Annotated in this window: 26 protein-coding genes and 1 pseudogene; 18 read left to right on the top strand and 9 right to left on the bottom strand. The window is 64.1% G+C overall.

The genetic code is table 11. The features are described 5' to 3' along the window. Positions 1-115: 115 nt before the first annotated feature. Together K289_RS0130550 and K289_RS0130545 are read left to right on the top strand one after the other, a co-directional pair. Complete coding sequence (locus K289_RS0130550; RefSeq protein ID WP_027554966.1) at positions 116-1,045, top strand: efflux RND transporter periplasmic adaptor subunit; 930 nt, start codon at positions 116-118, stop codon at positions 1,043-1,045. Beyond that, the gene (locus tag K289_RS0130545; protein ID WP_027554965.1) at positions 1,045-4,194 is read left to right on the top strand and encodes an efflux RND transporter permease subunit; all 3,150 of its coding nucleotides are present in this window, start codon (positions 1,045-1,047) and stop codon (positions 4,192-4,194) included. The genes K289_RS0130550 and K289_RS0130545 overlap by 1 nt, the downstream gene beginning before the upstream one ends. Positions 4,195-4,218: 24 nt before the next feature. Here K289_RS0130545 and K289_RS0130540 read toward each other — a convergent pair whose 3' ends face one another. Next, entirely contained in the window at positions 4,219-4,893 is a 675-nt protein-coding gene (locus K289_RS0130540; protein WP_027554964.1) for a Crp/Fnr family transcriptional regulator, read from the bottom strand. Positions 4,894-5,125: 232 nt separating this feature from the next. Between K289_RS0130540 and K289_RS0130535 the strand changes: the two genes are divergently transcribed. The 3 genes from K289_RS0130535 to K289_RS0130520 all read left to right on the top strand — a co-directional run bounded on the left by K289_RS0130535 (position 5,126) and on the right by K289_RS0130520 (position 10,992). Beyond that, on the top strand, positions 5,126-7,162 hold the full coding sequence (locus K289_RS0130535; RefSeq protein ID WP_027554963.1) for an AsmA family protein: 2,037 nt from the start codon (positions 5,126-5,128) through the stop codon (positions 7,160-7,162). Between the two features lie 221 nt (positions 7,163-7,383). Then, entirely contained in the window at positions 7,384-9,831 is a 2,448-nt protein-coding gene (locus K289_RS0130525; RefSeq protein ID WP_027554962.1) for an adenylate/guanylate cyclase domain-containing protein, read from the top strand. A gap of 333 nt (positions 9,832-10,164) precedes the next feature. Further along, on the top strand, positions 10,165-10,992 hold the full coding sequence (locus K289_RS0130520) for a hypothetical protein (RefSeq protein WP_245284044.1): 828 nt from the start codon (positions 10,165-10,167) through the stop codon (positions 10,990-10,992). A gap of 26 nt (positions 10,993-11,018) precedes the next feature. Here the strand turns inward: K289_RS0130520 and K289_RS0130515 are convergent, their stop codons facing one another. Together K289_RS0130515 and K289_RS0130510 are read right to left on the bottom strand one after the other, a co-directional pair. Then, positions 11,019-12,290, bottom strand: a complete 1,272-nt coding sequence (locus K289_RS0130515; protein WP_051310978.1) for a Spy/CpxP family protein refolding chaperone — start codon at positions 12,288-12,290, stop codon at positions 11,019-11,021. 228 nt (positions 12,291-12,518) lie between these two features. After that, positions 12,519-13,508 (bottom strand): LysM peptidoglycan-binding domain-containing protein, encoded by a 990-nt coding sequence (locus tag K289_RS0130510; RefSeq protein WP_027554959.1) that lies wholly within the window; start codon positions 13,506-13,508, stop codon positions 12,519-12,521. Between the two features lie 195 nt (positions 13,509-13,703). On the opposite strand from K289_RS0130510, the gene K289_RS0130505 reads away from it, so the two are divergent. Beyond that, positions 13,704-14,408 (top strand): hypothetical protein, encoded by a 705-nt coding sequence (locus tag K289_RS0130505; protein ID WP_035686379.1) that lies wholly within the window; start codon positions 13,704-13,706, stop codon positions 14,406-14,408. 286 nt (positions 14,409-14,694) lie between these two features. Then, a complete protein-coding gene (locus K289_RS0130500; RefSeq protein WP_027554957.1) occupies positions 14,695-17,358 on the top strand; it encodes an EAL domain-containing protein in 2,664 nt (887 codons plus the stop codon). A gap of 188 nt (positions 17,359-17,546) precedes the next feature. Here the strand turns inward: K289_RS0130500 and K289_RS51795 are convergent, their stop codons facing one another. Further along, complete coding sequence (locus K289_RS51795) at positions 17,547-17,891, bottom strand: hypothetical protein (protein WP_198024803.1); 345 nt, start codon at positions 17,889-17,891, stop codon at positions 17,547-17,549. 340 nt (positions 17,892-18,231) lie between these two features. Here K289_RS51795 and K289_RS45675 point away from each other — a divergent pair. The 3 genes and pseudogenes from K289_RS45675 (at position 18,232) to K289_RS0130475 (ending at position 19,185) form a co-directional block, all read left to right on the top strand. Then, positions 18,232-18,487: pseudogene (locus K289_RS45675) on the top strand (hypothetical protein). After that, a complete protein-coding gene (locus K289_RS0130480; protein ID WP_027554956.1) occupies positions 18,480-18,776 on the top strand; it encodes a hypothetical protein in 297 nt (98 codons plus the stop codon). Before K289_RS45675 ends, K289_RS0130480 begins: the two are co-directional and overlap by 8 nt. A gap of 130 nt (positions 18,777-18,906) precedes the next feature. Then, positions 18,907-19,185, top strand: a complete 279-nt coding sequence (locus K289_RS0130475) for a DUF1488 domain-containing protein (RefSeq protein ID WP_027554955.1) — start codon at positions 18,907-18,909, stop codon at positions 19,183-19,185. Between the two features lie 247 nt (positions 19,186-19,432). Here K289_RS0130475 and rpsU read toward each other — a convergent pair whose 3' ends face one another. Beyond that, positions 19,433-19,708 (bottom strand): 30S ribosomal protein S21, encoded by a 276-nt coding sequence (gene rpsU / locus K289_RS0130470; protein WP_027554954.1) that lies wholly within the window; start codon positions 19,706-19,708, stop codon positions 19,433-19,435. Between the two features lie 437 nt (positions 19,709-20,145). On the opposite strand from rpsU, the gene K289_RS0130465 reads away from it, so the two are divergent. The 3 genes from K289_RS0130465 to K289_RS53150 all read left to right on the top strand — a co-directional run bounded on the left by K289_RS0130465 (position 20,146) and on the right by K289_RS53150 (position 20,966). Continuing rightward, the gene (locus K289_RS0130465; RefSeq protein ID WP_027554953.1) at positions 20,146-20,355 is read left to right on the top strand and encodes a cold-shock protein; all 210 of its coding nucleotides are present in this window, start codon (positions 20,146-20,148) and stop codon (positions 20,353-20,355) included. A 97-nt stretch (positions 20,356-20,452) separates the two neighbouring features. Next, positions 20,453-20,695 (top strand): transcriptional regulator, encoded by a 243-nt coding sequence (locus K289_RS49170; protein ID WP_084788782.1) that lies wholly within the window; start codon positions 20,453-20,455, stop codon positions 20,693-20,695. A gap of 58 nt (positions 20,696-20,753) precedes the next feature. Continuing rightward, positions 20,754-20,966: a hypothetical protein gene (locus K289_RS53150; protein WP_027554951.1), complete on the top strand. Its 213-nt coding sequence runs from the start codon at positions 20,754-20,756 to the stop codon at positions 20,964-20,966. Between the two features lie 39 nt (positions 20,967-21,005). Here the strand turns inward: K289_RS53150 and K289_RS53145 are convergent, their stop codons facing one another. After that, positions 21,006-21,221, bottom strand: a complete 216-nt coding sequence (locus K289_RS53145; RefSeq protein WP_371260872.1) for a hypothetical protein — start codon at positions 21,219-21,221, stop codon at positions 21,006-21,008. A gap of 171 nt (positions 21,222-21,392) precedes the next feature. On the opposite strand from K289_RS53145, the gene K289_RS0130450 reads away from it, so the two are divergent. Together K289_RS0130450 and K289_RS51790 are read left to right on the top strand one after the other, a co-directional pair. Beyond that, positions 21,393-21,755, top strand: a complete 363-nt coding sequence (locus K289_RS0130450; protein WP_156918268.1) for a hypothetical protein — start codon at positions 21,393-21,395, stop codon at positions 21,753-21,755. Between the two features lie 301 nt (positions 21,756-22,056). Further along, positions 22,057-22,227, top strand: coding sequence for a hypothetical protein (locus K289_RS51790; RefSeq protein ID WP_198024801.1), 171 nt, complete (start codon positions 22,057-22,059; stop codon positions 22,225-22,227). A 370-nt stretch (positions 22,228-22,597) separates the two neighbouring features. Here K289_RS51790 and K289_RS0130440 read toward each other — a convergent pair whose 3' ends face one another. Together K289_RS0130440 and K289_RS0130435 are read right to left on the bottom strand one after the other, a co-directional pair. Beyond that, on the bottom strand, positions 22,598-23,701 hold the full coding sequence (locus K289_RS0130440; protein ID WP_245284043.1) for a transglycosylase SLT domain-containing protein: 1,104 nt from the start codon (positions 23,699-23,701) through the stop codon (positions 22,598-22,600). Positions 23,702-23,918: 217 nt separating this feature from the next. Next, on the bottom strand, positions 23,919-24,608 hold the full coding sequence (locus K289_RS0130435; protein ID WP_256380023.1) for a dienelactone hydrolase family protein: 690 nt from the start codon (positions 24,606-24,608) through the stop codon (positions 23,919-23,921). 431 nt (positions 24,609-25,039) lie between these two features. Here K289_RS0130435 and K289_RS0130430 point away from each other — a divergent pair, with 431 nt between their 5' ends. Further along, complete coding sequence (locus tag K289_RS0130430; protein ID WP_027554947.1) at positions 25,040-25,378, top strand: hypothetical protein; 339 nt, start codon at positions 25,040-25,042, stop codon at positions 25,376-25,378. 28 nt (positions 25,379-25,406) lie between these two features. Here K289_RS0130430 and K289_RS52875 read toward each other — a convergent pair whose 3' ends face one another. Beyond that, positions 25,407-25,529 (bottom strand): hypothetical protein, encoded by a 123-nt coding sequence (locus tag K289_RS52875; RefSeq protein WP_256380022.1) that lies wholly within the window; start codon positions 25,527-25,529, stop codon positions 25,407-25,409. Positions 25,530-25,586: 57 nt separating this feature from the next. On the opposite strand from K289_RS52875, the gene K289_RS51785 reads away from it, so the two are divergent. Next, complete coding sequence (locus K289_RS51785) at positions 25,587-25,856, top strand: hypothetical protein (RefSeq protein ID WP_198024800.1); 270 nt, start codon at positions 25,587-25,589, stop codon at positions 25,854-25,856. A 105-nt stretch (positions 25,857-25,961) separates the two neighbouring features. Continuing rightward, positions 25,962-26,099, top strand: a complete 138-nt coding sequence (locus K289_RS50795; protein WP_156918266.1) for a hypothetical protein — start codon at positions 25,962-25,964, stop codon at positions 26,097-26,099. Positions 26,100-26,196: the final 97 nt, after the last annotated feature.

Raw genomic sequence — 26,196 nt, 5'->3', positions numbered from 1 at the left:
AAGTCTCGGCGCCCAAGCGCGTCCCGCAGCCTTGCGGGGCGCCGCTTCGTTTCAGGGAAACAATCTCAGCAGGCCTCGTACGGACGGCCGTGAGCCAGGCCAGGATGATCCGGCGATGAAGGTCACCGAATATCTCAAGCCTGCCGGAACCGTGCTGTTCATCGTTGCGCTCGGCGTCGGCTATTATTTGTTCGAGCATCGGCGTCGTCCGGAAGCCAAGGAAACGCCGACCGAGGCGCTCGTCGTCGTGACGAAGTCGACCAACGCCTGCTTCTCCGATCTGGTGCGGGTGACCGGCTTCTTCGTGCCGCGGCGCGAGGCCGTGGTCGTGGCCGACCAGGAGGGATCCCGGGTCACCGACGTCTTCGTCACGGAAGGCGCCACCGTCACCGAGAACCAGGAGCTGGCCCGCCTGACGCCGCCACCACAGATTCCGGGCCAGCCGGCACGGCCCGGCGCGCAAGGTCCGATCTCGCTGAAGGCGCCTGCCGCCGGCCTCGTCACCGAAGTCCGCACCGTCGTCGGTGCACCGGCTTCCCCTCAGGCAGGCCCAATGTTCCGTATCGCCGTCAACGGCGAGATCGAGCTCGACGCGCAGGTTCCGGCGGTGCACATGCCCAAGCTCAACCCGGGCGCCACCGTGCGGATCAGCCGCGACGACGCGCCCGACCTGATCGGGCGGGTTCGGCTGGTCTCGCCCGAGATCGACCGCGCCACCCAGCTCGGCCGTGTCCGCATCAGCGTCACCAACAATCCGTCGTTGAAGGTCGGCATGTTCGCCCGCGCCTCGATCGACGCCAAGCGAAGCTGCGGCGTTGCGGTTCCCAAGACCGCCATTGACCATCTCACCATCCAGGTGGTCAAAGGCAATACGGTCGAGACGCGCAGGGTGCGGGTCGGACTGACGTCCGACACCTCAACGGAAATCCTGGAAGGCCTCGACGTAGGCGAAATCGTCGTGGCCGACGCTGGCTCTTCGCTGCATGACGGCGACCAGATCAAGACTGTCTTCGCCGATGAAATCGATCGATCGCGAGTACGCTGATGGCTCTCAATATCTCGGCATGGTCGATTCGCAATCCGCTGCCATCGGTCGTCTTTTCGATCATCCTCCTGATCCTCGGCTGGGTCTCTTTCACCAAGCTCGCGGTGACGCGACTGCCTTCGGCCGACATTCCCGTGATCTCGGTGGCTGTGTCGCAATTCGGTGCGGCGCCCGCCGAGCTCGAATCCCAGGTCACCAAGACGGTTGAAGACGCGGTCTCCGGCGTCGAAGGCGTGCGGCACATCACCTCGTCGATCACCGACGGCCTGTCGGTGACCACGATCCAGTTCGCGCTGGAGACCAACACCGATCGCGCCCTCAACGACGTCAAGGACGCCGTCACGCGCGTGCGCTCCAACCTGCCGCAGAACGTCACCGAGCCCTTGATCCAGCGCGTCGACGTGATCGGCCTGCCGATCGTCACCTACGCCGCGATCTCGCCCGGCAAGACGCCGGAACAACTGTCCTATTTCGTCGACGACGTGGTCAAGCGCGCGCTGCAGGGCGTGCGCGGTGTTGCCCAGGTCGAGCGCATCGGCGGTGTCGAGCGCGAGATCCTGGTCTCGCTCGATCCCGATCGCCTCCAGGCGATGGGGCTGACCGCCGTCAATGTCAGCCAGAGCCTGCGCGGCACCAATGTCGACGTCGCCGGCGGCCGCGCCGAGATCGGCAAGAACGACCAGGCGATCCGCACTCTTGCCGGCGCCAAGACCTTGAGCGACCTCGCCGGCACCATGATCCCGCTGTTCGGCGGCGGCGAGGTCCGGCTCGACGATCTCGGCACCGTCACAGACACCATTGCCGATCGCCGCACCTTCGCCCGCTTCAACGGCGAGCCGGTCGTGGCACTCGGCATCAAGCGCTCCAAGGGCGCCAGCGACGTCGTCGTCGCCGCCGCCGTGCAGAAGCGCATCGACGCTCTCAAGGCTGCCTATCCGGATGTCGACCTCAAGCTGATCGACACCTCGGTCGAATTCACCAAGGGCAATTACGAGGCGGCGATCTCGACCCTGTTCGAAGGCGCCATCCTCGCCGTCATCATCGTGCTGCTGTTCCTGCGCGACCTGCGCGCCACCATCATCGCCGCGATCTCGCTGCCGCTGTCGATCTTCCCCGCGTTCTGGGCGATGGACCTCCTCGGCTTCTCGCTCAACCTCGTCAGCTTCCTCGCCATCACGCTGTCGACGGGTATTCTGGTCGACGACGCCATCGTCGAGATCGAGAACATCGTGCGGCACATGAACATGGGCAAGTCGCCCTATCGTGCCGCTCTCGAAGCCGCCGATGAAATCGGCCTCGCCGTCATCGCGATCTCGCTCACCATCATCGCGATCTTCGCGCCGGCGAGCTTCATGTCGGGCATCGCCGGACAGTTCTTCAAGCAGTTCGGCATCACCGTCTCCGTGCAGGTGTTCTTCTCGCTGCTCGCGGCGCGCTTCGTGACGCCGATGCTGGCGGCTTACTTCCTCAAGCACCACAATCACGAAGAGCCCCCGCCGGGGCGCGTGCTGCGCACCTACCACAAGATCGTGGCCTGGTCGGTGAAGCATCATTATATCACCGTGCTGATCGGCCTTGCGATCTTCGCCGCCTCGATCTGGAGCATCACGCTGCTGCCGCAGGGCTTCCTGCCCGCGCAGGACAGCGCTCGCTCGCTGCTCGCGATCGAGCTGCCGCCCGGCACCCAGCTCGCCTACACCGAGAAGGTCACCGAGGACATCGTCGCGCGCCTGCGCCAGCGCCCCGAAGTGAAGAGCATCTTCGTCGACGGCGGCCGTGTTCCGCCGGGAACGCAGGAGGTGCGTCGCGCGGCTCTGATCATCAATTACACGCCCAAGACCTCACGCGACATCACCCAGCGCGAGCTCGAATTCTCGATCAGCCAGGAGCTGGAGAACATCCCCGACATCCGGTTCTGGTTCCTGGACGAGAACGGGCTGCGCGCAATCTCGCTTGTCGTGACCGGCGTCGACGCCAACATCGTCAACAACGTCGCGAGCGAGCTCGCGACGCAGATGAAGCGAATTCCGACCATCTCCAACGTGATCTCGGAGACCGCGCTGGAACGGCCCGAGCTGCGCATCGAGCCGCGCGCCGACCTCGCCGCGCGCCTCGGCGTCTCGACCGAAAGCCTGTCGCAGACCATCCGCGTCGCGACCATCGGCGATGTCGGTCCCGCGCTCGCCAAGTTCGACGTCGGCGACCGCCTGGTGCCGATCCGCGTGCAGCTCGAGGACGCCGCGCGTGCCAATCTCAAGACCCTCGAGCAGCTGCGCGTTCCGCTCGGTGAGCACGGGGAGAAGGGGGGCGTGCCGCTCTCGGTCATCGCCGACGTCAAGCTCGACCAGGGTCCGACCAGCATCAACCGCTACGACCGCGAGCGGCAGGCAACCGTCGCCGCCGACCTCGTCGGCTCCGCGGCGCTCGGCGACGCCACCAAGAAGATCTACGACCTGCCGGTGATGAAGAGTTTGCCGAAGGGCGTGAGGGTCTCGCCCTCCGGCGACGCCGAAAGCCTCAACGAACTGTCGGACGGCTTCGCCACCGCGATCACGGCGGGCCTGATGATGGTCTATGCGGTGCTGGTGCTGCTGTTCGGCACCTTCCTGCAGCCGATCACCATCCTGTTCTCGCTGCCGCTCTCGATCGGCGGCGCCATCGCCGCGCTGCTCGTCACCGGCAAGCAGCTCACCACACCGGTCTGGATCGGCATCCTGATGCTGATGGGTATCGTGACCAAGAACGCGATCATGCTGGTGGAGTTCGCGATCGAGGCGATCCGTGCCGGCAAGACGCGCGAAGACGCCATGATCGACGCGGGCATGAAGCGCGCCCGCCCGATCGTGATGACCACGATCGCGATGGTCGCCGGCATGATGCCGAGCGCGCTCGCGGTCGGCGCCGGCGGTGAGTTCCGCTCACCAATGGCGCTCGCGGTGATCGGCGGCCTTCTGTTCTCGACCGTCCTGTCGCTGGTGTTCGTGCCCGCGATGTTCATGGTGATGGACGACCTCGGCGCGCTGTTCTGGCGCTTCGGCAAGCGGCTGATCGTGCACAGCGAAGATGCCGAGACCGCGGATCACCACGGAGCTGCGCCCGCCGAAGCGGCATCGGCACCGAAGAAGATGATTCATCCCGCGGCGGAGTGAACTGCGGCTCTACCGCTGCATCCCCTACTCGTTCCGCGCGATCGACGTCAGCCTCGTCATGTTCTTCAGGAGGATGCGGCCACGCTGGAGATCCAGGATCGCGTCCTTGCGCCAGGCCTGAAGCTGGCGATTGACGCTTTCGCGGGCGGCGCCGACGAAGACGCCGAGCTGTTCCTGCGAGATGTGCACCTCGGAGCCGAAGTCGGCAGCGAGCGCGCAAAGCCGCCGCGCGAGCCGCACCGGCAGCGGCTGCAGCATGGATTCCTCCATGCGCTCGCTCTGCCAGCGTATCCGCTGGCAGAGCAGCGCGATGATCTTGATCGCGACCTTCGGCTCGCGCTCGAGGAAGGCGAGAAAATCCTCGCGGCGCAGCACGAACAATTCGCTGGCCTCGCCGGCGGTCGCGTCCGCCGTGCGGCTCTGGCCGTCCAGCACCGCGACCTCGCCAAACAGATCGCCCGGGCCCATGAAATTGAGCGTCAGCCGGCTGCCGTCGGAGGCGCCGGTCTCGATGCGGATCTGGCCGCGACGAACGCCGAACAGTGCATCCCCGGCATCGCCCTTCTGGAACAGCACCTCGCCGTTCGCCAGATGCTGGGTGTGGCAGAGGTTGGACAGCCGCTGCAATTCGTCCGCGCCGAGATCCGCGAACATCGGGTTCATCTTCAGAATGACCGCAAATTCGGCCTGCTTGCTCATCTCAAATCCCTTATCAATTCCCCTGGTAAATCCGTCGGCAAATCCTTTGGAACCATCAAAATCAGAATCGCGTAAAGTCGTGCCAGAGAAGTGTGTCATAAGTCACATAACTTTGCAGCACCCCCAGACTATTTTTGACCGCTTGGAGCAACTTCCCGTCCCGGGATAAACTCGCGCAAGGGACGGGTGACGGCCGGGATCGACGCCGCTTGTCCGTCGTTGGAAAGTCGACATGAGAGCAGTGAAATTCGCCGGCGCGGCAGTCGCCGCCGTCATCATCGTGATCGCGCTTCTCCTCGTGGTCGGGATTCCTTCGGGTTTCCTGACCTCGACGATCGCGTCGCGCGTCGAAAATGCGACCGGCTATCGCCTGTCGATCGACGGTACCACCAAGGTCAGCCTGTGGCCGACACTGAACGTGACGCTGAACGACCTCACGCTGCAGGACCCGAAGGACCGCAGCGGCATCACGCGCCTGACGGTCGACAGCGTGCAGGCCGACATGACGCTGTCCAGCGTGTGGTCGGGCCGCCCCAAGATCAGCGAGCTCATCATCACCCATCCCGTGCTCTACCAGCCGCTGCTGCGTGAGCGCCTGCCGAATGCCAATCCGTCGCCGATGCCGGCCGTGCCGCTCGGCATCGATGGCGCGAGCATCGACCGCATCAAGGTGACCGATGGCGAGGTTGCGTTCTCGCGCGTGCGCGACCGCGTCGAGGGACGCATCAGTGCCATTGATGCCGACGCCGTCACGAGCCGCGACCGCAAGGTCGATTTCACCGGCACCGCACGCGCCGGCGAGAACCCGATCAAGTTCGACATCAAGGCAACGGCGCCGGCTGCGCCGATCGAGCGGCAGACGGTCCCGGTGGATTTCGCCATCGACATGCCCAGCGTGCTGACGTCGCAGCTCAAGGGCCGCGCTGAAATGCGGCTCAATGGCCCGATCGTGATGATCAACAGCCTGAGCGGCACGCTCGGCGATGGCACCTTCAACGGCTGGGCTTCGGTCGACGTCGCCAGCAAGCCCCTGGTCAAGGTCGATCTCGACTTCCAGCGGCTTGCGATCCCGCTGTCCAAGTCGCCCGAGAGCGCAGCCACGCAACCCTGGAGCAATGCGCCGATCGACGTTTCCGGGCTCAATTATATCGACGCGCAGATCAGGGTCTCGGCGAACGAAGCGGTCATCGGCGAAGCGCGTCTCGCGCCGCTCGCGCTCGATGCGAAGCTCGCCGGCGGCGTGCTGAAGGCCAGCACCGCCAATCTCGGCGCCTATGACGGCCAGGTTTCGGGCGAGGTGATTCTGGATGCGACCAGCGGCGCGCCGAGCTTTGCCATGCATTCCGACCTCGTCGGCGTGCGCGCCCTGCCGTTGTTGAAGGGGCTTGCCGATTTCGACCGGATCGACGGCAAGCTGCAGGCCAAGCTCGCCCTGCGCAGCGCCGGCACCAGCCAGCGCGCGCTGATGGCGAACATGCAGGGCACGGCGTTCGCCAATTTCCAGGACGGCGCCATCCGCGGCATCAATGTCGCGCAGATGATCCGCTCGCTGACGACGGGCACGCTCTCGGGCTGGCAGGACAGCCAGGAACAGAGCACGGACCTGTCGCAACTCTCTGCCTCCTTCCGCATCGACAAGGGTCAGGCGGTGACGACGGATCTCAACCTGATCGGACCGCTGGTGCGCGTGACCGGCGCCGGCACCATCGCACTCGATACCAAGATGATGGGCTTTCGCGTCGAGCCTAAGCTGGTGATGACGACCGAAGGCCAGGGCCGCACCTCCGAGCCGGTCGGTTTCGGCATCCCCGTGATGATTCAGGGCCCGTGGTCGCAGCCGCGGATCTATCCGGATATGGCCGGCATGCTCGACAATCCGGACGCCGCCTACGCCAAGCTGCGCGAAATGGGCAAGGGCCTGTTCGGCCCTGATGGCGCCGGGCTCGGCAACATCCTGGGCAGCTTCGGCCTCGGCGGCACCGCGCCAAGCGGCGGTAACGCAGGCAGCAATCCCAATCCGCAAACGCAGCAGCCGGGGCAGAACAATCTGCTTGGCGGGCCGCTCGGTGAAGCCATCGGCAATCTGATCCAGCAGGGCCTCTCCAGCGGCACTGGGACCGGTACCGCCCGCAGCCGCAGCCTGCCGGCAAGTCCGGCCACGCCGGAGCCGCAGGCCTCGCCCGCGCCGCCCGCCCAGGAGAACCCGCCGGCTGCGCAGCAGGACAGCCAGCCGATGAACGACGTGCTGCGGCAGCTCTTTAACCGGTGATTGACGGACCGGCTCGAGGGCCTTCGGCCGTCCTTCCAGGGCTTCCTCCGAACGGAGGAGAGCGTGCTGCGGCAATTCACCGCTCCTCGGACCGACATGGCGTCCACAGCGGGTAACCACGCCGAGCGCTCCACCGGCCCCACGCCCCAAACTGTGGTAGAAGGCCGCAGGGCCTGTACGGCCCATAGCGCCGGCGTCGGTCGCGGCGCGTGAGGATCCGGATGGCAGGAGCGAAAGACAAGATCGGGTTTTTGCGCGAGGGCCTGTTCGCCAAATACGTCGTCTCCCTCGTCGGCCTCGTCGTGTTCGTGCTCGCCGTCAACGGCGCGATGGAGACCTGGATCTCCTATCGCGCCACAAAGACGTCGTTGACCGGCGGGCTGGAGGACAAGGCGCAGGCTGCCTCCCGGCGGATCGAACAATCGATCTCCGAGCTCGAGCGCCAGATCAGCTGGGTGACCCGCGCGAGCCAGGATACCATCGACAAGCGGCGCGCCGACTACGCCCAGCTCCTGCACCAGGTCGCGGTCGTCAGCCAGCTGTTCCAGCTCAACGGCGAAGGCCGCGAGGTGCTGCGCGTCTCGCGCCAGTCGACCACGACCGGCAGCAACGCCGACCTCTCCCGCGACGTGCGCTTCACCGACGCGGTTGCCCGTGGCGTCAGCTATGCACCAGCCTATTTCGTCGACCGGACGCCGTTCATGTCGATCTCGGTGGCGCATTCCGGTTTCAACGCCGGCGTCACTGTCGCCGAAATCGATCTCAGCTTTCTTTCCGATTTCCTCACCGACGCGCAGGTCGGCAAGGCAGCCTTCGCCTATGTGGTCGATCCACGCGGCCGCGTGCTGGCGACGTCGTCGAGGGGACCCGAGGTCGGCAAGGATCTGTCGAAGCTACCACAGGTCGCGGCTGCGATCGCACCCGGCCGCGAGCCCGACACGTCCGGCACCGATTTCAACGGCCATGCGGTGCTGACCGCCGCAAGCGCCACGCCGAAGCTCGGCTGGAGCGTGCTGTTCGAGCAGCCGACCGCGCAGGCGCTGACGCCGATCCGCGATCAGCTCGTGCGCGTCGCGCTGCTGATCGGCATGGGCCTGATGGTCGCGATCCTCGCCGGCACCCTGCTCGCCCGCCGCATGATCATCCCGATCACCGCGCTGCGCGACGGCGCGCACAAGCTCGGCGAAGGCGATTTCAGCCATCGCATCGACGTGCACACCTCCGACGAGCTCGAGGATCTCGCCGGCCAGTTCAACCGCATGGCCGGCCAGCTCCAGGAGACCTATTCGGGCCTGGAAACCAAGGTCGAGGAGCGCACGCGCGACCTCGCGCAGTCGATCAACGAGCTCAAGGTGCTGGAGGAAGTCGGCCGCGCCGTCGCCTCCTCGCTCGATCTCAACGCGGTGCTGCCGACGATCGCCGCCCGCGCGCTCGAGATCACCCGGGCAGATGCCGTCTTGATCTACGGCTATGACGCGGCCAAGCGGCAGTTCAACCTGGTCGAGGCCGACGGCATCGACAAATCCGTCGAGGGCGCGCATGTCACCATCGACGAGGGCGCAAACATCCTGAGCGATGCTGCTGAAAGCGGCGAGCCGATCGCGCTGGCCGATCTCGACCATGCGAGCGAACAGCCCCTGCGCGACGTTGCGGTCAATGCCGGCTTCCACTCCGTGCTGGTGGTGCCGCTGGTCGACCAGCAGGGCACGCTCGGCTCGCTGGTGGTGCTGCGCCGCGCGGCTGGCGAATTCCCGGGCAACCTCACCGGCTTGATGCGGACCTTCGCGCACCAGGCCGTGCTGGCGATGCGCAATGCGCGGCTGTTCACCGAGGTCGATCACAAGGGCCGCGAGCTCGCCGCTGCGCACGAAACCGTGCAGCAGCAGGCCGCAAAGCTCCAGGAGCAGACCGAGCAGCTCCGCAACTGGAATCGCTCGCTCGAGGAACGCGTCGAGAAGCAACTCGGCGAGATCGGCCGCATCAAGCGGCTCGAACGCTTCCTCGCGCCGCAGGTCGCCCAGCTCATCGCCTCCTCCGACGGTCACGACGCCCTGCTTGACAGTCATCGTCGCGAGGTGACCGTGGTGTTCTGCGATCTGCGCGGCTTCACCTCCTTCACGGAAGCGACCGAGCCGGAAGAGGCGATGAACGTGCTGCGCGAATATCACGCCGCGCTCGGCGAGTTGATCTTCCGTTACGAGGGCACGCTCGACCGCTTCGCCGGCGACGGCGTGATGATCCTGTTCAACGCGCCGATCCAGTTCGCCGACCACACCAAGCGCGCGGTGAAGATGGCGGTCGAGATGCGCGATGCGATCGGCCACCTGACCGAGAAATGGAAGAATCGCGGCCACTCCCTCGGCTTTGGCCTGGGCATCGCGATGGGCTACGCCACGCTCGGCCAGATCGGCTTCGAGCAGCGCTCGGAATATGCCGCGATCGGCAGCGTCACCAATCTCGCCTCGCGCCTCTGCGACGAGGCCAAGGCCGGCCAGATCGTGGTCAGCCGCCGCGTCTTTGGCATGGTCGAATCCTGGGTCGAAGCGCGCGCGCTCGACGATCTCCAGCTCAAGGGTTTCAACCATCCCGTGCTCGCGATGGAGATCCTGTCCTGGCGCGAGGAAGTCGCAAACGTGGTGGATGCCTCCGCGGCGCGGCGGAGGATGTAGTCCACCTCCTTCCACGCACTCGGTGCGTTCCCTCCCCCCTTGCGGGGGAGGGCTAGGGAGAGGGGTGCCACACGGTATGCTCTCTCGATTCCGGCATTCGCGACACATTCTCAACTGATAGACCTTTGCCTGGGCTACCCCCCTCCCCTGCCCTCCCCCGCAAGGGGAGAGGGAGCGTATCGGCGCACGCCGCATCGTCGTCGCGACTCGCGCAATCGCACACGAACCACATCCTCCTTCGGCGCGACTAACCATCGCCTCAGCGACGAGGCCAAAGTTCGGATGGAGATGATCGTGGCATTTGCCTTGCCTTCGCGCGCGTATGATTTGCAGATGCTGGACCGTCCCGCCGACCGCGCGCTTGATCATGGCTGGGTCTATGGCTTGCCGCCGGGCATCTCGACCGAGCAGTGGCCGCTCGATCCCGTCACCGGCTATCCGCTGATGCACGGCTTCACCTTGAAGCTACCCGACGACTATCGCGTGCATGGCGAGGACATCGTCGCGGTGTCGTTCTTCGCCACCGCGCCCGATCACAATGACGGCGGCGCGCCCGACGACCCTGAAATCCGCGAGGCGGTGCTGGCGGGACCTGCGCATCCGCGCCTCTCACGCATGACCGACATCCTCGATTACGAATATGCAGCGCTGCTGCTCACCGCGCGCGAATACGACGGCGCATTCGCGACGCCGCCAGGGCCGCTTGCGCTGGCAACTGCGGAACGACCGCGCTGGCTCGACGTCGGCGGCGCCAGCGCCTTCCATGAAGCCGCCGCGCCTTACGCGAAGAAGATGTTCTCCGGTTCACCACGCGCCGACCTCGCCGAAAACCGCGCGATTGCATTGACGCCGCGCGCGACCGATCCCAATGCCGGCAAGTGTCCGCAGGACGAGTACACAAGCCGCGTCGCGCCGACCGGCTATCAACCGTTTTACTATTACGTCGGTGGCGTGCCGAGCCGCGACAATTTCCGCCTCCATGATTGGAGCAAGGACCACGCCCAAAACCATCTCGGCGGCACCATGCGGCCCTGCCAGTCCGAGCCCGAAATGAGCCCGTTCTACATCGAGTTCGAGGAATATTTCGGCGGCTACAATTTTGGCGGCGGCAACGCGCAGCTCGACTTCAAGGAGATGAAGTTCGACTGGGCCTGCGGCTAGACCGGCGCTGCCACGCGACTCGATCCTCACGCGCCGCGCTTCGGCCCCATCGCCTCGAACTGCCCCTTCTGCTCGTCGCTGAGGTCCGCCTCGAAATCGTCGAGCGCGTCGCTTACGCCCTTGACCGTCTGCAGCATGGTCTCGAGCCGCGTCTTGACCGCGGCGAGACGGGCTTGAGGCGTGGGCGCGGCCTTTTGCGGACACGAGCTCAGCGTCTCCATGGTCCGCAGCGTAGTGTCCTGGAGCACGTCGAGCCGGGCACGGCCGGTGTCGTCCAGGCGCAAGGTGGAGGCGATGTCGTCGGCGGGCCATTGCTGCTTCACGAGCTGCTCGTACTGGCGCTGCGCCTGCACGTCATATTGCGGCTCATAGCCCGCCTGGCAGGCCGCCGCCTGCGTGTCCTTGGCTTGACCAGCAGCTTGGACAGCGACACGGCTGTCCTTGCCGAGCGCGTTGAATTTGGCCCTCTGATCGTCGTTGAGCAGATCGTAGAATTTTGCCAGCGCCGGCGCGGCCGCGTCCGTCGCCTTGATCATGGCTTCGAGGCGCGTCTGCATCAGGCCGAGACGATCGGCCGCATTCGCAGGTGCCTGCGCCGGGCAGGCGGCGCGAATGGTATCGCGCGCCGAAGTCCAGGCTGTCGCGAGTTCGTCGAGCGCTGCGCGCTGCACTTCGTTCGGCTGCACGGTGGCGACGATGCGATCGAGCGGAAGACCGCCGGTGTCGCTGGCATCGCAGATATTCTGCGCCGTCGGGACTCTTCGCGCGCGACGGCCCTGCGGCTCAGTGTAGGCGACGAGCTCGGCAGATGCATAGGGCACGAAGATCGCGGCATAGATATCGCCATAGCCGTAGAGCGAGAGGCTGGTCTGGTCGCCGAAGATGATTGCGGTGGTGAGATCGTCATGCGCGAAGGGCCAGAACACCGGACCGGCCCAGCCGTAGCTGCCGTCGGGATGTCGCCACCAGCCCTGTGGACGACGACCGCCATGCCAGCCCGACAGCGCCGCCTGCGCGGTGAGTGCCGCACGCAAGGCATAGGGATTGACGGGCTGGCCACGTTCAGCGCCGCGCGGGTCTTGCGACCTCAGCGCGGCGGTGCGGTAACGGCCGCTCCGCACCGCCATGCGGGCGTGGCGCAGGCGCGCCATGCCGAGCACATGGCCAACGGCAAAGCGGGCGACACCGAGCGGACCGCCACGCAGGCCAAACTGTGCCTCCGCCGCATTCGGCAGCAGCACTGCCAGACCCACAAGGATCGCGCCGGCAAGTGCCCGTCCCACGCGTGATCTCGACATGACCACTGACCTGACCACTGACTTGGTCACTTGGCCCTCCTCCAGCGCCAAGCACGCATCGCGTCGCATCGTAATGACGCGCGGGGGAACCAAAGGTTCCGGCTGCATGAGAGTTAAAGCGTCGCAACCACCCGCGTCGAAGCGCTGGCGCACGTTGTCAAACCAAGGCGGTGACATCGTGGCGCGCGGAGCAACTCCGGCATTTCGGGGCAGCGAAACGCCCTGTCGTCACTGCGCCTTTTGCGGCAGCACGAAAGTCTGGCCGGGATAGATCAAATTCGGGTTGTGGATCTTGCCGCGGTTGGCGTTGAAGATCAGCGCGTAGCGGGAGCCGTCGCCGTAAGCGAGCCGGCTGATGGCCCACAGGCTGTCGCCGCGGGAGATCACCCGGCTTGTGCCGGGCTCGGAAGGTGCGCCGCTCACGATGTCTGCGGCGGTCGCCCTTGCCATGATCCTGGGCTTTGCCGCGCCCATCATCCTCTGGTGGACTGCGGGCCGGTCCGTCGCCGCGGCAAGGCGCGGCGCGGCAGACGGCAGAGCCGCAACGATATCCTGCTCCGGCCTCTCGGCCGACTTGGTCTCTGGCTTGCCGGCAGGCAACGCATCGGGGCGCGCGGAAGCAAGACGTGCGGGCGGCGGGGCGGCTTCGGCGATCGTGACCGGCACGCGGCGGCCAGATTCCGTGACGGTGCCGTCAGGCGCTTTGGCGCGCAGGGTCAGCTCATAGGAGCCGGCAGGCAGCGGCGGCGGGGTCATGACGAACTGACCCGAGGCATCGGCAACCGCGGCGTCGAGCGGCTTGCCGTCGCGCAGCAGCTCGACCTTCGCGCCGGGCGCGGCCTGGCCGGCGATCACCGCAGCCTCGCCGTGATCGTCGATGCGCGCGACATCGAAGCGGGGGCCGGTGTCGGCCGCCGCCGGCGGCGCCTTGACCGGCGCGAGATCGGCGAGCGCGGCCGTCGCTTGCGTCTGGGTTTCGGCCAGGGCGCCCGCCGGCTTGGACGCGGCAGGGGCCTGCGTCGAGGGCGCGGCTTCCGCGAGCATCCGCTCGGGCTCGACTTTGGCCTCGGACCTGGCTTCCGGCTTGGCGGCGCTGGCGACCTCTGCGGTCGATCCGCCCGGCAGCATGCGGCGCACCTCGGCCGGACCGATCACGAGCACGGTTCCGACCATCGCCAGGATACAGAACGCAATCAGTGCTTTGGACGCTGTAATCATCGACACAACCCAGCCTCGGTCGCAAATCAGTCACGGACTTAAACCTACGCCAACCTGCGCCGTTTTGCGCGCGCCAGCAAGTCGCCCGAAGGGATGATTTTCGGGTCGACACGGCCCGGGTCCGGGGTGAACCGGAAGCGTGCCGGCGATGTCAAATCAGTGAACTCGCACCCGCATTTCTTAAAGGATTTTTCCGTGAACACATTTCGCCTCGCCTACCGGCCAGCGATCGCCCTTGCCTTTGCCATCAGCCTCGCCGCCTCGCCGGCGCTGTCCGCATCCGGCCCGCCGCCGGGCTTTGTCCTCACCGACAACGCCGACCTCGCCTTCATCTCCCCCGACGGCGCCACCAAGCTCGAGCAGTACATGAAGGACGGCGATCTTTTCGACGTCAAATGGCAGGTCTGGGCCCGGCACGGCGAGCAGATGACGGAGCTGAAGCCGGAGCAGGGCTTTGGCGCCGGCTTCCGCTTCACCAACGATTCGCAATGGCTGGTGCGGATGCAGAAGACCGGCTCGGGCGAGCAGGACCTCTTTCTCTACCATGTGGAGAACGGAGTCTTCGTGAACGCGACGAAGAAGTCGCTCAGCGATCTCGCCTGGAACTATTTCTACAGCCGGCCGGAGACGAAGAAGTTCGCCAAGCTCGACTTCCACATTACGGCCAATCTCATGAAAGGTACGGAAGAGGCCTATCGCTGGCTCGGCGTGGACTGGCCCGACAACCGTTACCTCGTGATCTCGCTGGCGGGCGAATACGACAACCATCCCAAACGCGTTGCCAGGAAGGGGCTGGGCGGCTGGCAGTGCCGCTATGATCTCAAGACCGGCAAGTTCGACGTGCCGACGATGTTCGCCAAGGAGAATGCGGAAGCGCTGAAATGGGAGGTCCGCCGGTGAGGTTTAGCCCTCGCCCGCCGACCCGCTCCCGCAAAATATCGAAAACAACCCCATGCAAAGTAGGGTGGGTTGGCGCGGCTGCGCGGAGCGCAGTCCGCTCGGCGTAACCCACCACTGTCCGCCTCCGCGGAAGCGAAAGAGGTGGGTTACGCTACGCTAACCCACCCTACGGACCAGTCCGCCGGAACCAACCCTCTGATTCCGCTCCGATTCATACTTTCCTAACCGTTGCTAGTAACGGCCTCTTGTCGGTTTTGAGGCATCTTGCATCCCACGGGAGGGCTGCATGGGCACATCAATTCGATGGAGCGCGCGGATGCGCGCGCTGCTTCGCCGTTGGCGCGGCGCGCCGCTGACGTGGCTGATCATCGGTGGCTTCGTGCTGATGGCGGCAACTGCCCTCGGGACCGCCCTTACCGTCGATCGCTTCCGGCAGAACGCGATCGAGACCGGCCGCGACAGCCTCGAAAGCGCGGTGCGACTGCTGGCCAGGCATTTCGACCGCGAATTCGAGGATTTCGCGGTGCTGCAGAAGAGCGTCATCGCCGAGCTCGAAAGCCACGGCATCCAATCCGCCGATGTGTTCCGCAGCGAGATGGGCACCCTTGCAATGCACGAGGTGCTGCGCAGCAAGGCCAGCGGCTGGTCCGACGTCGCCGGCGCCAACGTGTTCGATGCGAGCGGCGTGCTGATTAATTCCTCGAAGCACTGGCCGGTCGCCGATATCTCGATTGGCGACCGCGGCTATTTCAATCGGCTCAAGAATGATCCGGCCTCGCAGGAAGAGGTCGAGGTGGTGCCGGGACGGTTCGGCAACGGGCCGGCGATCGTGTTCGCGCGGCGCGTGTCCGGTCCGCACGGCGAATTCCTCGGCATGGTCTCGCGCGCGATCACGCCGGACCAGCTCGAATCCTTCTTCGGCTCGACCGGGCTCGGGGAGGAATCCTCGATTTCGATGCACCACCAGAACGGCCAGCTGCTCGCGCGCATTCCGCATGTCGACGGGATGATCGGGCAGAATTACCGCAACGGTCCGCCCGAGCAGATCGCCGTGTTCGAGCGCACCTTCGTCACGACGCAGCTCTCAAGCCCGATCGACGGCAAGGACCGCATCGTCGCCTCGCGTCTTCTGACCGGCGAGCCGCTGGTCGTGGTCGCGACCAAGTCGCTGGACGCGACGCTCGCGACCTGGCGCACGCAGACGAAGTTTTTCGTCACGGTGGCAACGCTGTCGATCGCACTGCTCGTGCTCACGCTGTTCCTGATCTTCCGCCAGATGACGAACAGGCTCTCGCTGGAGAAGCAGCGGCTCGACACCGCGATGAACACCATGACGCAGGGCCTCTTGATGTTCGACCAGGACGAGCGGCTCATCGTCTGTAACCGGCGCTATGTCGAGATGTACCGGCTATCGACCGACGTGGTGAAGCCCGGCGCCTATTTCCGCGACGTGATCCAGCATCGCTACGACACCGGCTCGTTCCACGGTGACGTCGACACTTATTGCGACCACATCTTGACCAATGCCGGACGCACCCAGAGCTCCATTGTGGAGACCTCCGACGGCCGCCTGATCGAGATCAAGAACCAGCCCGGCGCCGCCGGCGGCTGGCTCGCGACCCATGAAGACGTTACCGATCGCATCCGCGCCGACGAGCGCATCGCGCATATGGCGCATTACGACGCGCTGACCGACCTGCCGAACCGCGTGCTGATGCGGGGACATCTGGAGCGCCGCGTGGCGGAGCTTGCCGAGGGCAAGCCGTTCGCGATCCTCTATATCGATGTCGACGAGTTCAAGGGCGTCAACGACTCGCTCGGCCACGAGGTCGGTGACGAGCTGCTCCGCCAGGTCGCGAACCGCCTGCGCGCCTGCGTCAGCGGCAACGACCTCGTCGCACGACTCGGCGGCGACGAATTCGCCATCATCAAGGCCGGTACCAGCGACCAGGCCGAGCTGACCGCGCTGGCCGAGCAGATCCTCAAAGCCCTGCGTACGCCGGTGGACTGCAAGGGCCAGGAGATCCCGACCGATGCCAGCATCGGCATCGCGATCGCGCCCGACCACGGCGACAATCTCGACGACCTGCTCAAGCGTGCCGACCTCGCGATGTATGCGGCGAAAACCGAGGGCCGCCGCACCTTCCGCTACTTCGTGCCGGAATACGACGCCAAGGCCAGACAGCGCCGGCAGCTCGAACTCGATCTGCGTCAGGCGCTCGCCCGCGGCGAGTTCGAGGTGCATTACCAGCCGCTGGTCGATCTCGCCGCCAATGTGGTGACCGGCTGCGAGGCGCTGCTGCGCTGGCGCCATCCGGAGCGCGGCATGGTTTCGCCGGCCGAGTTCATCCCCGTCGCCGAGGACACCGGCTTGATCGGCGAGATCGGCGAATGGGTGCTGAAGCAGGCCTGCCTCGAAGCCGCCGGCTGGCCCGGCCAGATCCACGTCGCGGTCAACGTCTCGCCGGTGCAGTTCCGATCCAAGACGCTGGCGCTGAAGGTCGCCGCGGCGCTCGCGGAGTCAGGCCTTGCGCCCGAGCGGCTCGAACTCGAGATCACCGAAACCGTCCTGATCCGCGACGACGAGGAGGCGCTGACGATCCTGCAGCAGCTCCGCGAGCTCGGCGTGCGCATCGCGCTCGACGATTTCGGCACCGGCTATTCGTCGCTCAGCTATCTGCATCGCTTCCCCTTCGACAAGATCAAGATCGACCGCAGCTTCATCAGCGACATCGGCGAACCCGAGGATTCCTCCCCGATCGTCCAGGCGGTGGTGCACATGGCCGCCGCCCGCCACATGGCGACGACGGCGGAAGGCGTCGAGACCGAGGCGCAGCGCGAGGTGCTGCGGCAGCTCGGATGCAGCCAGATGCAGGGCTGGCTGTTCAGCCCGGCGGTGCCGGCATCCCAATTGAAGCGGTTGCTGTCGGCGCAGGCTGTGGCGGCCTAGTGCGCGTACTCGTCCCCAAGCCTCGATTAGCTGTGTCCGCATCCCGTTAGGAAGCGGACATCGGCCTGTCCCTTCGGCTCGTCTGACTTGGGCGAACAGGCGACATCGGAGCCGCCGGCTGAGAGTGCCAATTCAGGCGCGTTCGGCGCCTCGAACTCTCGCGTTGCCTGTTCGGCGTCGGCTCCTCGCTACTTCTTCTTCGCCGGTCCGAAATCCGGCTGCCAGGCGGCTTCCTTGCGGCTCGGGGCCGCGGCGATCACCTTGGCTTTTTCCTTCTTCGGCTTCTTGGCTTCGCGATTACTGCGTTGCTGGCCCTTCGCCATGTCGCTCTCCTTTGGTGCCTTGAGTTCGTCGAGTTCGTCCGATTGCAGCACGCGTCCGCGCGGGGTGCAGACGCGCACGTCCATGTAGCCTTCGCGCAGCAGTTTTCGCGCGAGGCGCAGCGCGACCGTCGCAGTGCCGCGGCCGAGATTGGAGCTGCCGTATTCGTTGGTCCCGCTGACCAGATACGGCACGCGTGTTGCCCTAGCCATTGCGGACAGCGGCTCCGCACACGAGAAGCAGAAGAAGCAGCGGAACGATCACCGGCGGCACGACCCATTCCGAGATGCAAAAACGCTCCTGCGAAGCTTTTGGCGGGAGCGCACGTGAGCCTCAGTCACCGGTCGATGCCGTTTGAGATGCGGTGACAGCGGCAAGCCTACGCCTGCCTCACACCAATAGCGAGCGTTAAAGCGCCTCGTTGACGAGGGCCGTGCTGCGGCATCGTCGCGAGCCGGCACGGTGAGGATAGTGCTGGCTATTGCCGCGCCAAGGGCGCATGGTCGTCATAGCCGGCGTCGGTTGGGGCCCACTTGCGAAAGGCAGGCGTGCATGACCATCCGCTCGCGTCGAGAAGCCTTGACGTTCAGGCACCCGTTCCGCATCCGTGGCATCGAACGGCCTGCAGGCGCCTATGAGGTCGTCACCGACGAGGAGAAGATCGAGGCCCTGTCCTTCGCGCACTGGCGCCGCGTTGCCGCCATGATCAGTACCCAGCGAAGGCGTGCGCGGCTCAACGGAGCTGCCGTCGATCGGATCCGTCGACCTAGCGGTCCAACGCATGGATGCGAGTGTCGCTAATGACTGACCACACCGTCGATCTCGACAAGCACCGCGGCATGGCCGCGCAGAAGGCGACCGACCTGCGCCGCGCACTGGCCGAGGTCGAGACCCATGTCAGGGAGCTGCGCGAGCGCGAGGCCGATCTCGAAAACCGCATGATGACGGTGCCCGCCGCATCCTGGCCGGAGGCCGCGGTGAAGGCGCGCCATCTGCTGAACCTCTATGCTGCGAGCCTGCCCGCCGAGGATACGCGGCACCGCGCGCTCGTGGCAGCGCTGTTCGACGATTTCGCCCGGCTGTCGGGGGAGGGCTGAGGCGAACGACGGCCGCCTGCATTCTCAACACGTGCCATGCTCGGCGCGACCGGAAGCGGGTGGCCGGTCGCGGGGGCGATGAGTCGAGGGCGCGATCGTGCCAAGAAGCAATCACGTGAAGGAGTAAGCCATGACATTGACCAGCGGCCGCTTTATCGGTCACGAGTACGACCGGATGATCGTCCGGTTCTCGATGCTTGACGGAGCCAGAGAGATTCCTTGCGCGATCTCGACCACTGCGATGGACTATCTCGAGCGCGGCCAGCAAGTTGGGCCCGAGCAGCGGGAAGCTCAGTTCGCTCGCCTGCGCGACCGCATCGAAGCATGCGCGGCAAGCAAATATCGCGCGACGGAGTTCGAAGGCACGCCGCCAGGGATCGTGCTACGAGGCATCGATTTCAGGCCATAGTGATGACAGCAACCGGCCAGCCAGATGCATAGCCGGCACGGGACCCGGTCGTCGTCCCGGTCCCATGATCGTAGCTAACGGCGCTGCTGTTCGTCGCGACCCGACTTCCGGCCGCCCTGACCGGGACTGTTCTGATTACTGATCTGCGTCCTTTTTCGCTGCGTCACAAGTGACGCAACCACCATGGCGTTAGATCCGAGAGCATAACGTTCCTCGACGTGTGGCATTCTCCTGAACAAGGGACTCACTACTCTGCCCGTGCTTTGATCTCCGGCAAGGGCGGCTTGCGCTCAAAAGGCTTCTTTTTCGGCGGCGCGGGCAGCAATCCTTCTCGGATCGCCTGCTTCCGAGCGAGCTTGCGGGCCCGGCGAACAGCTTCAGATTTCTCGCGAGTCTTTTTTTCCGACGGCTTTTCATAGGAACGCCGCTGTTTCATTTCTCGGAAGACGCCCTCGCGTTGCATCTTTTTCTTAAGAACACGGAGTGCCTGCTCGACATTGTTGTCTCGCACAAGTACCTGCAATTGATCCTCCTCGATGGGGCTGCGAATTGCGACACGCCCTGCATGGCAGCCAATTGCGCAGGAGCTTCATTGCGATTTTGAGGATGGTGGCGGTGACGTTCGTCGCCGGCTTCGGACAAACCGATCTTGTCACAACGCTGCAACGTAGCGGTATCAACAGTGACCACTGTCGTGTGGCCCTGTCAATCGATAAAGCCCTGCTTGCACGTCGACGGCCCCAGTTGAAACCTCCCGATCGGGCACCACAGCAGCCTGACTGAAACAAAAGGCTCCATTCCTTGCGAAAACGTGAAGGTGATGTATATATTAAGGAAGTTCGATTTGCCGCTGTGCCTTGTTGAATGCGCCCGCGGGCTCCTTTTCCAAAGACATCGACGAAGTTGAAGGGCACCGCGTGATTGTCGCGCGGCATGCGCTTGTGCACTTTGGAGAAGAAAATGACGACAGGTACTGTTAAGTGGTTCAATGCCCAAAAGGGCTTTGGATTTATTCAGCCCGACGACGGCGGCAATGATGTATTCGTTCACATCGGCGCGGTCGAACGAGCCGGTCTTACGGGTCTTGGAGAGGGTCAAAAGGTCAGTTTCGAGATCAAGACCGACAAGATGCGAGGGAAAGTCAGCGCCGAGAACCTCTCGCTGGCTTGATGTCGTGGCGCCGTTTCACGGATGTACTGAAACGGCCATTCTGCCCGCTCGATCCTCAGATTGAGCGGGTTTTGTCGGCTGCGAAGCGGGGTGAAGGATGAACGCCAAGAAATCGGCAGAGCCGTCACCCGAACACATCGCGCGTTCCGATCGTAAGCGCTTGGCCGCTGAAGAGGGAGCGCGGGCATTGGCGGACGTCGAAAGGCAGGCCATCGCGGTTCGCGCGAACATGACGCGGCTTCGAGAAGTGCGCGAAGCCAAGGAAGCGGCTGACGCAGCTCTTCGAACAACTTTGCCAGCGCACGCGCCCAAGAAACGCCCGAGAAAACCACCGCGATAGCCGTCTCAAAGTCGTAAACGGAACTTCGAGGGCCGTCACATTCTGGAGAGAGCGGGCCGTGCCTAGAGTCAAATCGGACGACGGAACCATCACTTTCTTTCTGGCGTTCGGCGCAAATCGACAGATGTGCCGGCTTACGACGACGTTTAACACGCAGAAGCAGGCCTTCAGCTACTTGCAGAAGCATCGAACGGAGTTCGAGCGTATGGCGCGAACGCGCCTTGCTTCAGGGGAGCTCGAAGACGGGATTGTCGTCCTTTCGATGCTCTAGTCAGACCTACCAAGTTGGCATGAGTACTTTCGGCGACGCTCAGTTGATCGGGCGAACTCTTTCGCAGACGAATGTCGCTCGCAAGATGAGACCGCTTGCGTCCCGAATACCGATGGCCAAGCCATCGATGCTCGCGAACGTTTCAAGCTCTTTGGCAATGTCGGCTAAAGATAGTGCCGCCTCAATCTCCGCGGCCCGTTGACTGGTCAAATCCAGGCCTTCTTCGTCTACGACGAGCGCCTTGCCGTCCCAGATATTAGAAATGCGACACCTAAGACGCCCTATCGGGTTGGCTTCGTCGTTCGATCGGACTGGCTTCGTCGTTCGGCCTCTCTGGCCAACCGTTCAGCTTTCAGCCGTTCCCGATTTGCGTGGAAGGCTTGTTGCGCTTTTTCGTAGTCAGTCGTGGCTTTCTCTGCGACGCGCTTGAACAGATTGTTTGCCTCATTCACCGCAGGCGATCGGAAATGCTGTCTCATCGCTTGTCCTCGTTTGTCTTTTGAAGTCGCGCGGTGTTGGCGGCTTCTCGTTGCTCAGGTTATTTTGGATCGACTTGCCGCGCTTGGGCCGATCAATTCGCACGCGGTCGAACTCCGCGGGTCCATCGAGCAGATCCCGCTTGCGAGTTGCCCGATCATCTGCTGTCGTCCTTGTGTCGCCCATGCGGTCAATCGCATCGCCATCCATTTTGCGAGCGCGCCGCTTCTGTCGATCTTGATCGGCGTGCAGCGCAAGTCCCAGTTCGACGAGCGACTTATCGCCTCGGACAAGTTAGGCTTATCATTCTGAGAGCCATCCATGATACGATGGCTCTCAGCAGAGGTTCCGAAGGTCGAAAGCCTGCAACTGGCGAGGGTGGAACAGCTTGCCGATTTTCTCATCGGGCCTTTCAGTTTGCAAACAGAATGTCCGTGGTGGCCCGCCCCTCGGCAGAAGTCTGAAGACCAACGGGCAGTCGCCCCGATTGGTTCCGACCGACTAGGGAAGCAAGAGCTATTCTTTGGAATGGCGCGTGATGAGCGACCTTTAGGAACATCGGTGGTCAGCTCTGGTTGGCGGTTGAAGCTGCCGCCCATTCGAGACCCCGACCATGTCAGCCGTGACGAACTTGCTTGCTCGACGGCAGCAATTGCTCAGGCAGCTTGAGAGCGGCCCAACAGGGATTGAGCGCGACGAAATTGAGCGTCAGCTTGCGCAAATCGATACCGCGCTGGACGTGTTGGAGTGGTTGGATACGAACAAGGGTCACAGCAAACCATGATGTCGATGCCACGCGCGTCGCCCTTTAGCAGGGCCGGTCAGAAGGAAAGCATCGCCGATGCCTCCCTCCAGCTCGTTGAAGCCAAACTTTTTGTCCGGGCGAAGTTCGAGAGATCACCTCAAGAACAAATTAGGCCGCGATCCACTGCAGAGCTGACCACTTGCGTTCCAAACAGGCCAGAGCCACTCACGCGGCAACTCCGACAGGTACTCTCCCCAGCGGCCTCTTCTGCTTCCAAGCTTTACGGGATTTGAATTACATGATCGCATCGGGTCGGGTATCTTGGTTCAAGCTGGAGGTTCAACACTTCGACCTCCTGAGGCGTAAGCTGGTTGGTCAACAGCGCGGCTGTCCACCCTTCCGGAACGTTCTATCTCGAGCGTTCGGCCGCCGCAGTTAGCACTGGATAGCGGGCATAGAGCGTGTCGACGCGATCCCGCCACATCGCCACGAACGCTTCCGAGGTGAGATTATCGACCGACTTCCATTCGCGTTTGACCGCGGGCAGCGTGTTGCCCCAGATGGCGCGCTTGCACCATCGCTCGCCCTTCGCCGAGCCCTCCTGGGTTGCGCACATCGACTTCCAGGCAATCCGCTGCGGATGGCTGATGTGTTCGGCGGCTCCTTCCCCGCCCTGCTGGTGGATCAGGTAGAGATCGGAAAACGTCGGCTGCTTGTGCGTCATGACTTCGAATAGCGCAGCCTCGGTGAGGAACTTGTAGGCGGCACCCATAGCGTTGTCGCGAGGATTGAGGATGTCGCCCGATCCGTATTTGCTGAATTCAAACTTGCTCAGCTGGAACAGACCGATATAGGAGCCGGTGCGTTGCCTGGGATTGAAATCGGATTCGATTTTGGCGACCGCCTTCATGAAATTGGCATCGACGCCGAACGCTTTGGCCGCGCGTTCGATCTCCTGGACGGGCGTTCCGAGCGGAACGCCGCTCAACGCCGACAAGGCGATCTTCGCGGGTTTCTCCGGCGGCGGAATTTCCGAGTAGACGTAGTACTTCAGATACGCCGGTTCGCCTTCGTCCGGATTGGGCGGAGCAGCGGGCGGACGGTCCTGCTGTGGCGTTGCCTCGTTCTCGGGCGGCGCTGCTTCAAGGCTGGCGACCTGCGACATTCGCCCTAGCCGCAGCGAACTGGTTGCATCGGACGGCATCGCCGCGTCCGGCGCGGCGGCGCTGAATTCCGCCGCGACGATCGCATTAGCCGATGAGCTTGGATCGAATTTCGACTCAATGACCGGGGTCTGAAACGCTGCGCGGGCATTTGTCAGGACCATCGTCACATTCAGCGGGACGGCGCTGAATGCACCAGCAACTCTCGCATTCGGCGTTGCGACGCTCGGGCGCCATACCGCGATCTGATGAATCGCGGCAAGCGACGTCGCGGTCAGCGCACCGGCAATGCAGCTTGCTCGCCAAATCTTCAATGTCGCCAGCCGCGCGGCCGCGGTTCCCCCATTCATGTCCCCAACTTGGCACACGAATTAAGGAGGCGAAGAGGAGACAATAGGGCACACCTGTGGCGCAGGTGCGGTCAGTCTCGGCCGCCTCGCCAAGAGATCGCCTAAATTGGAAGTTGCGGTCTTGATGCGCCTCCGACCGAGGATAAGGGCACCATGTCGCGCAACCACCGCTAAACAAGGCATCTTCGTGCATTAGCGTGTCGGCGGCCTGTTTTGCTTATTTTTGAAGGTTTGCGGCAAAGAACTTGGCTGCTTCGGCCTTCGCTTCCTGATCAGCTTTGGCGTCGTATCTGAGCGGCAAGTTGAACTTCTTGCCGAGTTCGGTGGCTTCGGGGTTCGTGAACGCGTGCACAGCACCGGGATACTCGATGATACGATAATCGGCCTTCGCTGCGTCGAAATCCTTCTTGAGCGCATCGTACTGCTCGCGCTTCACGAACGGATCGTCCGCGCCGTTCAGAATGAGGATTTTCGCTTTGACGGCTCCCGGCGCCGGCGCGGGGGTGTTGAGACCAAGTGATGCGTGAAAGCCGGCAACGGCGGCGAGATCAGCGCCGGCGCGCGCCATGTTCAGCACCACCGCGCCGCCGAAGCAGTAACCAACGGCGCCGATCCGCCCGGGATTGACCGAGGCCTGCTTGGCGAGTTCTTGCCACGCGGCGTTGAAGCGCTGCTCCATCACCTTCGGGTTCTTCATCACTGATCCCGAGAGCGCGCCGGCATCCTTCGGGTTGTCGGCGGTCTTGCCGTCGCCGTACATGTCCGCGATGAATGCAGCATAACCCTGCTGCGCGAATTTTCGTGCCTCGTCATGAATGTGATCGGTGATGCCCCACCATTCATGCACCATCACAATCCCGGGCCGCTTCGCTTGGATCGCGTCATCGTACACCACGAAGCCTTTCATCGTGGTTTCGCCGTCCGTATACGTGACCGGCTGCTCCTTTATCGCAGCGTGTGCGCTCGCGATGAGCGCGACGGCGCACAGTGCTCCCACTATATTCGTTCGCATGTTGAACTCCTGCAGGGTTTGGCACCACCCTACATTGGCATGCCAGCGATCCCTACGCTAGGCGGGGCAAGCAGGCGACAGCGGCGGCTTGAGGCCGGCTTCTCCGCCCGCATTCAAGGCAGCGCTCCGCTCGCCACTCACAAAAATAGGATCAAACGCCGGGCGTTGCGGTTATCGCTCCGCTGAGACGGCCGGAACCTCGGCTGGCGGGCGTCAGCCAACGCGCATCGCAGACGATCTTGCGTCTGCGTTTTTGCGCGCGTGCGCATAGCGAGCGAGGCGACATGGCGAGCATGGTCTTGACGACTGTCTTGGCGATCTCACGGATGATCTCTCTCGTTGCGGCTATAGCCCTGATCGGCGCGACCGTGGAGGCCCGCGACGACGGCCGCTACGCGAACTCTCCCCTCAAGGGCTGGTTCGAGAGCCTCCACAGCAAGGCCGGCGGCCCCTGCTGCGCAGATGCCGATGGGACCGCGCTCGACGACGTCGATTGGGACACGCAAGACGGGCATTACCGTGTCCGGTTGCAAGGCCAGTGGATCGTGGTGCCTGACGACGCCGTGATCACCGAGCCGAATCGCGCGGGCCGCACCTTCGTCTGGCCTTACTACGTCAACGGCCGCGCGCTGATCCGCTGCTTCATTCCGGGCAGCATGACCTGACCTAAGGCGACGTCCGGAAACGGGACTTTCACATCTGCCGTCGGGCGGCGTGCACCTCGACAAATTCGGAGTCGGGATGGCTGACGATGGTGGCGACCATGATGCCACTGATGATCAGCGACCAGGCGGTGTCCCAATAAATCCAAAACATGTCCCAGCCTCCGTTTCGACATCCTCAGCCAACGGGAATCAGGATAACGGCAGAGCGTTGCCACCGTTCCCGGCGCAAGGCGCGGCACAGCGACGCGCGGGCGCAGCGCTATTTGTTGGTCGACGGGACATCACCGCCGGTTTGACCGGTGTGGCGCTTTGCCACGACATCCTCGTCGCGCCGCCCCTCTTGTGGGCGTGGCGACGATTTGGGCTGGCCGGCCTGACCGCCATGCTTGCCGCCCATGTCGGGCTTTCCTTCGAGATCATTTTCGTTGGGCATACCGCTTCAATGCGCTGGCACGGCATTGGTTCGCAATTTGCTTGAGCGGTGCCGGATGTGAACGATTTCATAGGGACGTTGCCGTTTGCGGTGCACGATCGCCAGCGCGCCTCTCGCGCATCACATCTTCGACGCACGGATTTTGGCTTGATGCGCAAGCAACTCGTCGCCTGGACCATCCTGACCTCCGCGCTGGTCGCGGTCGCCGTCTGGACTGTGCTTGGGCCGCCCGAACATCCGGGAGCGCCGAACCTGCCCTCGCGCAGTCTCCACGCGGCGGTGCGGTAGCGACTGCTCGCCCGCGCGCGGTGACCGCGACCGATACAATTTCGGCATCGATCAATCCCAATTGGAATTTGGTGCCGCCGCGCCCCGCCCGCTATCC

This window comes from Bradyrhizobium sp. Cp5.3 (genome assembly GCF_000426265.1).
Classification (GTDB): domain Bacteria; phylum Pseudomonadota; class Alphaproteobacteria; order Rhizobiales; family Xanthobacteraceae; genus Bradyrhizobium; species Bradyrhizobium neotropicale.
Note: the sequence above shows the minus strand (reverse complement) of the source record. Positions and strands in the feature narration are given on the sequence as shown.

What these genes read in the sequence shown, in the direction of transcription:
- K289_RS0130500 (WP_027554957.1), top strand. Translation starts at nt 14,695, where the DNA reads ATGGGCACATCAATTCGATGGAGCGCGCGGATGCGCGCGCTGCTTCGC.
- K289_RS49170 (WP_084788782.1), top strand. Translation starts at nt 20,453, where the DNA reads ATGAACGCCAAGAAATCGGCAGAGCCGTCACCCGAACACATCGCGCGT.
- K289_RS50795 (WP_156918266.1), top strand. Translation starts at nt 25,962, where the DNA reads ATGCGCAAGCAACTCGTCGCCTGGACCATCCTGACCTCCGCGCTGGTC.
- K289_RS0130475 (WP_027554955.1), top strand. Translation starts at nt 18,907, where the DNA reads ATGACATTGACCAGCGGCCGCTTTATCGGTCACGAGTACGACCGGATG.
- K289_RS0130480 (WP_027554956.1), top strand. Translation starts at nt 18,480, where the DNA reads ATGACTGACCACACCGTCGATCTCGACAAGCACCGCGGCATGGCCGCG.
- K289_RS0130540 (WP_027554964.1), bottom strand. Translation starts at nt 4,893, where the DNA reads ATGAGCAAGCAGGCCGAATTTGCGGTCATTCTGAAGATGAACCCGATG.
- K289_RS0130545 (WP_027554965.1), top strand. Translation starts at nt 1,045, where the DNA reads ATGGCTCTCAATATCTCGGCATGGTCGATTCGCAATCCGCTGCCATCG.
- K289_RS0130535 (WP_027554963.1), top strand. Translation starts at nt 5,126, where the DNA reads ATGAGAGCAGTGAAATTCGCCGGCGCGGCAGTCGCCGCCGTCATCATC.
- K289_RS0130520 (WP_245284044.1), top strand. Translation starts at nt 10,165, where the DNA reads ATGCTGGACCGTCCCGCCGACCGCGCGCTTGATCATGGCTGGGTCTAT.
- K289_RS0130510 (WP_027554959.1), bottom strand. Translation starts at nt 13,508, where the DNA reads ATGATTACAGCGTCCAAAGCACTGATTGCGTTCTGTATCCTGGCGATG.
- K289_RS51795 (WP_198024803.1), bottom strand. Translation starts at nt 17,891, where the DNA reads ATGGCTAGGGCAACACGCGTGCCGTATCTGGTCAGCGGGACCAACGAA.
- K289_RS0130525 (WP_027554962.1), top strand. Translation starts at nt 7,384, where the DNA reads ATGGCAGGAGCGAAAGACAAGATCGGGTTTTTGCGCGAGGGCCTGTTC.
- K289_RS51790 (WP_198024801.1), top strand. Translation starts at nt 22,057, where the DNA reads ATGTCAGCCGTGACGAACTTGCTTGCTCGACGGCAGCAATTGCTCAGG.
- K289_RS0130435 (WP_256380023.1), bottom strand. Translation starts at nt 24,608, where the DNA reads ATGAAAGGCTTCGTGGTGTACGATGACGCGATCCAAGCGAAGCGGCCC.
- K289_RS0130465 (WP_027554953.1), top strand. Translation starts at nt 20,146, where the DNA reads ATGACGACAGGTACTGTTAAGTGGTTCAATGCCCAAAAGGGCTTTGGA.
- K289_RS52875 (WP_256380022.1), bottom strand. Translation starts at nt 25,529, where the DNA reads ATGTTTTGGATTTATTGGGACACCGCCTGGTCGCTGATCATCAGTGGC.
- K289_RS0130550 (WP_027554966.1), top strand. Translation starts at nt 116, where the DNA reads ATGAAGGTCACCGAATATCTCAAGCCTGCCGGAACCGTGCTGTTCATC.
- K289_RS0130440 (WP_245284043.1), bottom strand. Translation starts at nt 23,701, where the DNA reads ATGAATGGGGGAACCGCGGCCGCGCGGCTGGCGACATTGAAGATTTGG.
- K289_RS0130430 (WP_027554947.1), top strand. Translation starts at nt 25,040, where the DNA reads ATGATCTCTCTCGTTGCGGCTATAGCCCTGATCGGCGCGACCGTGGAG.
- K289_RS0130515 (WP_051310978.1), bottom strand. Translation starts at nt 12,290, where the DNA reads ATGTCGAGATCACGCGTGGGACGGGCACTTGCCGGCGCGATCCTTGTG.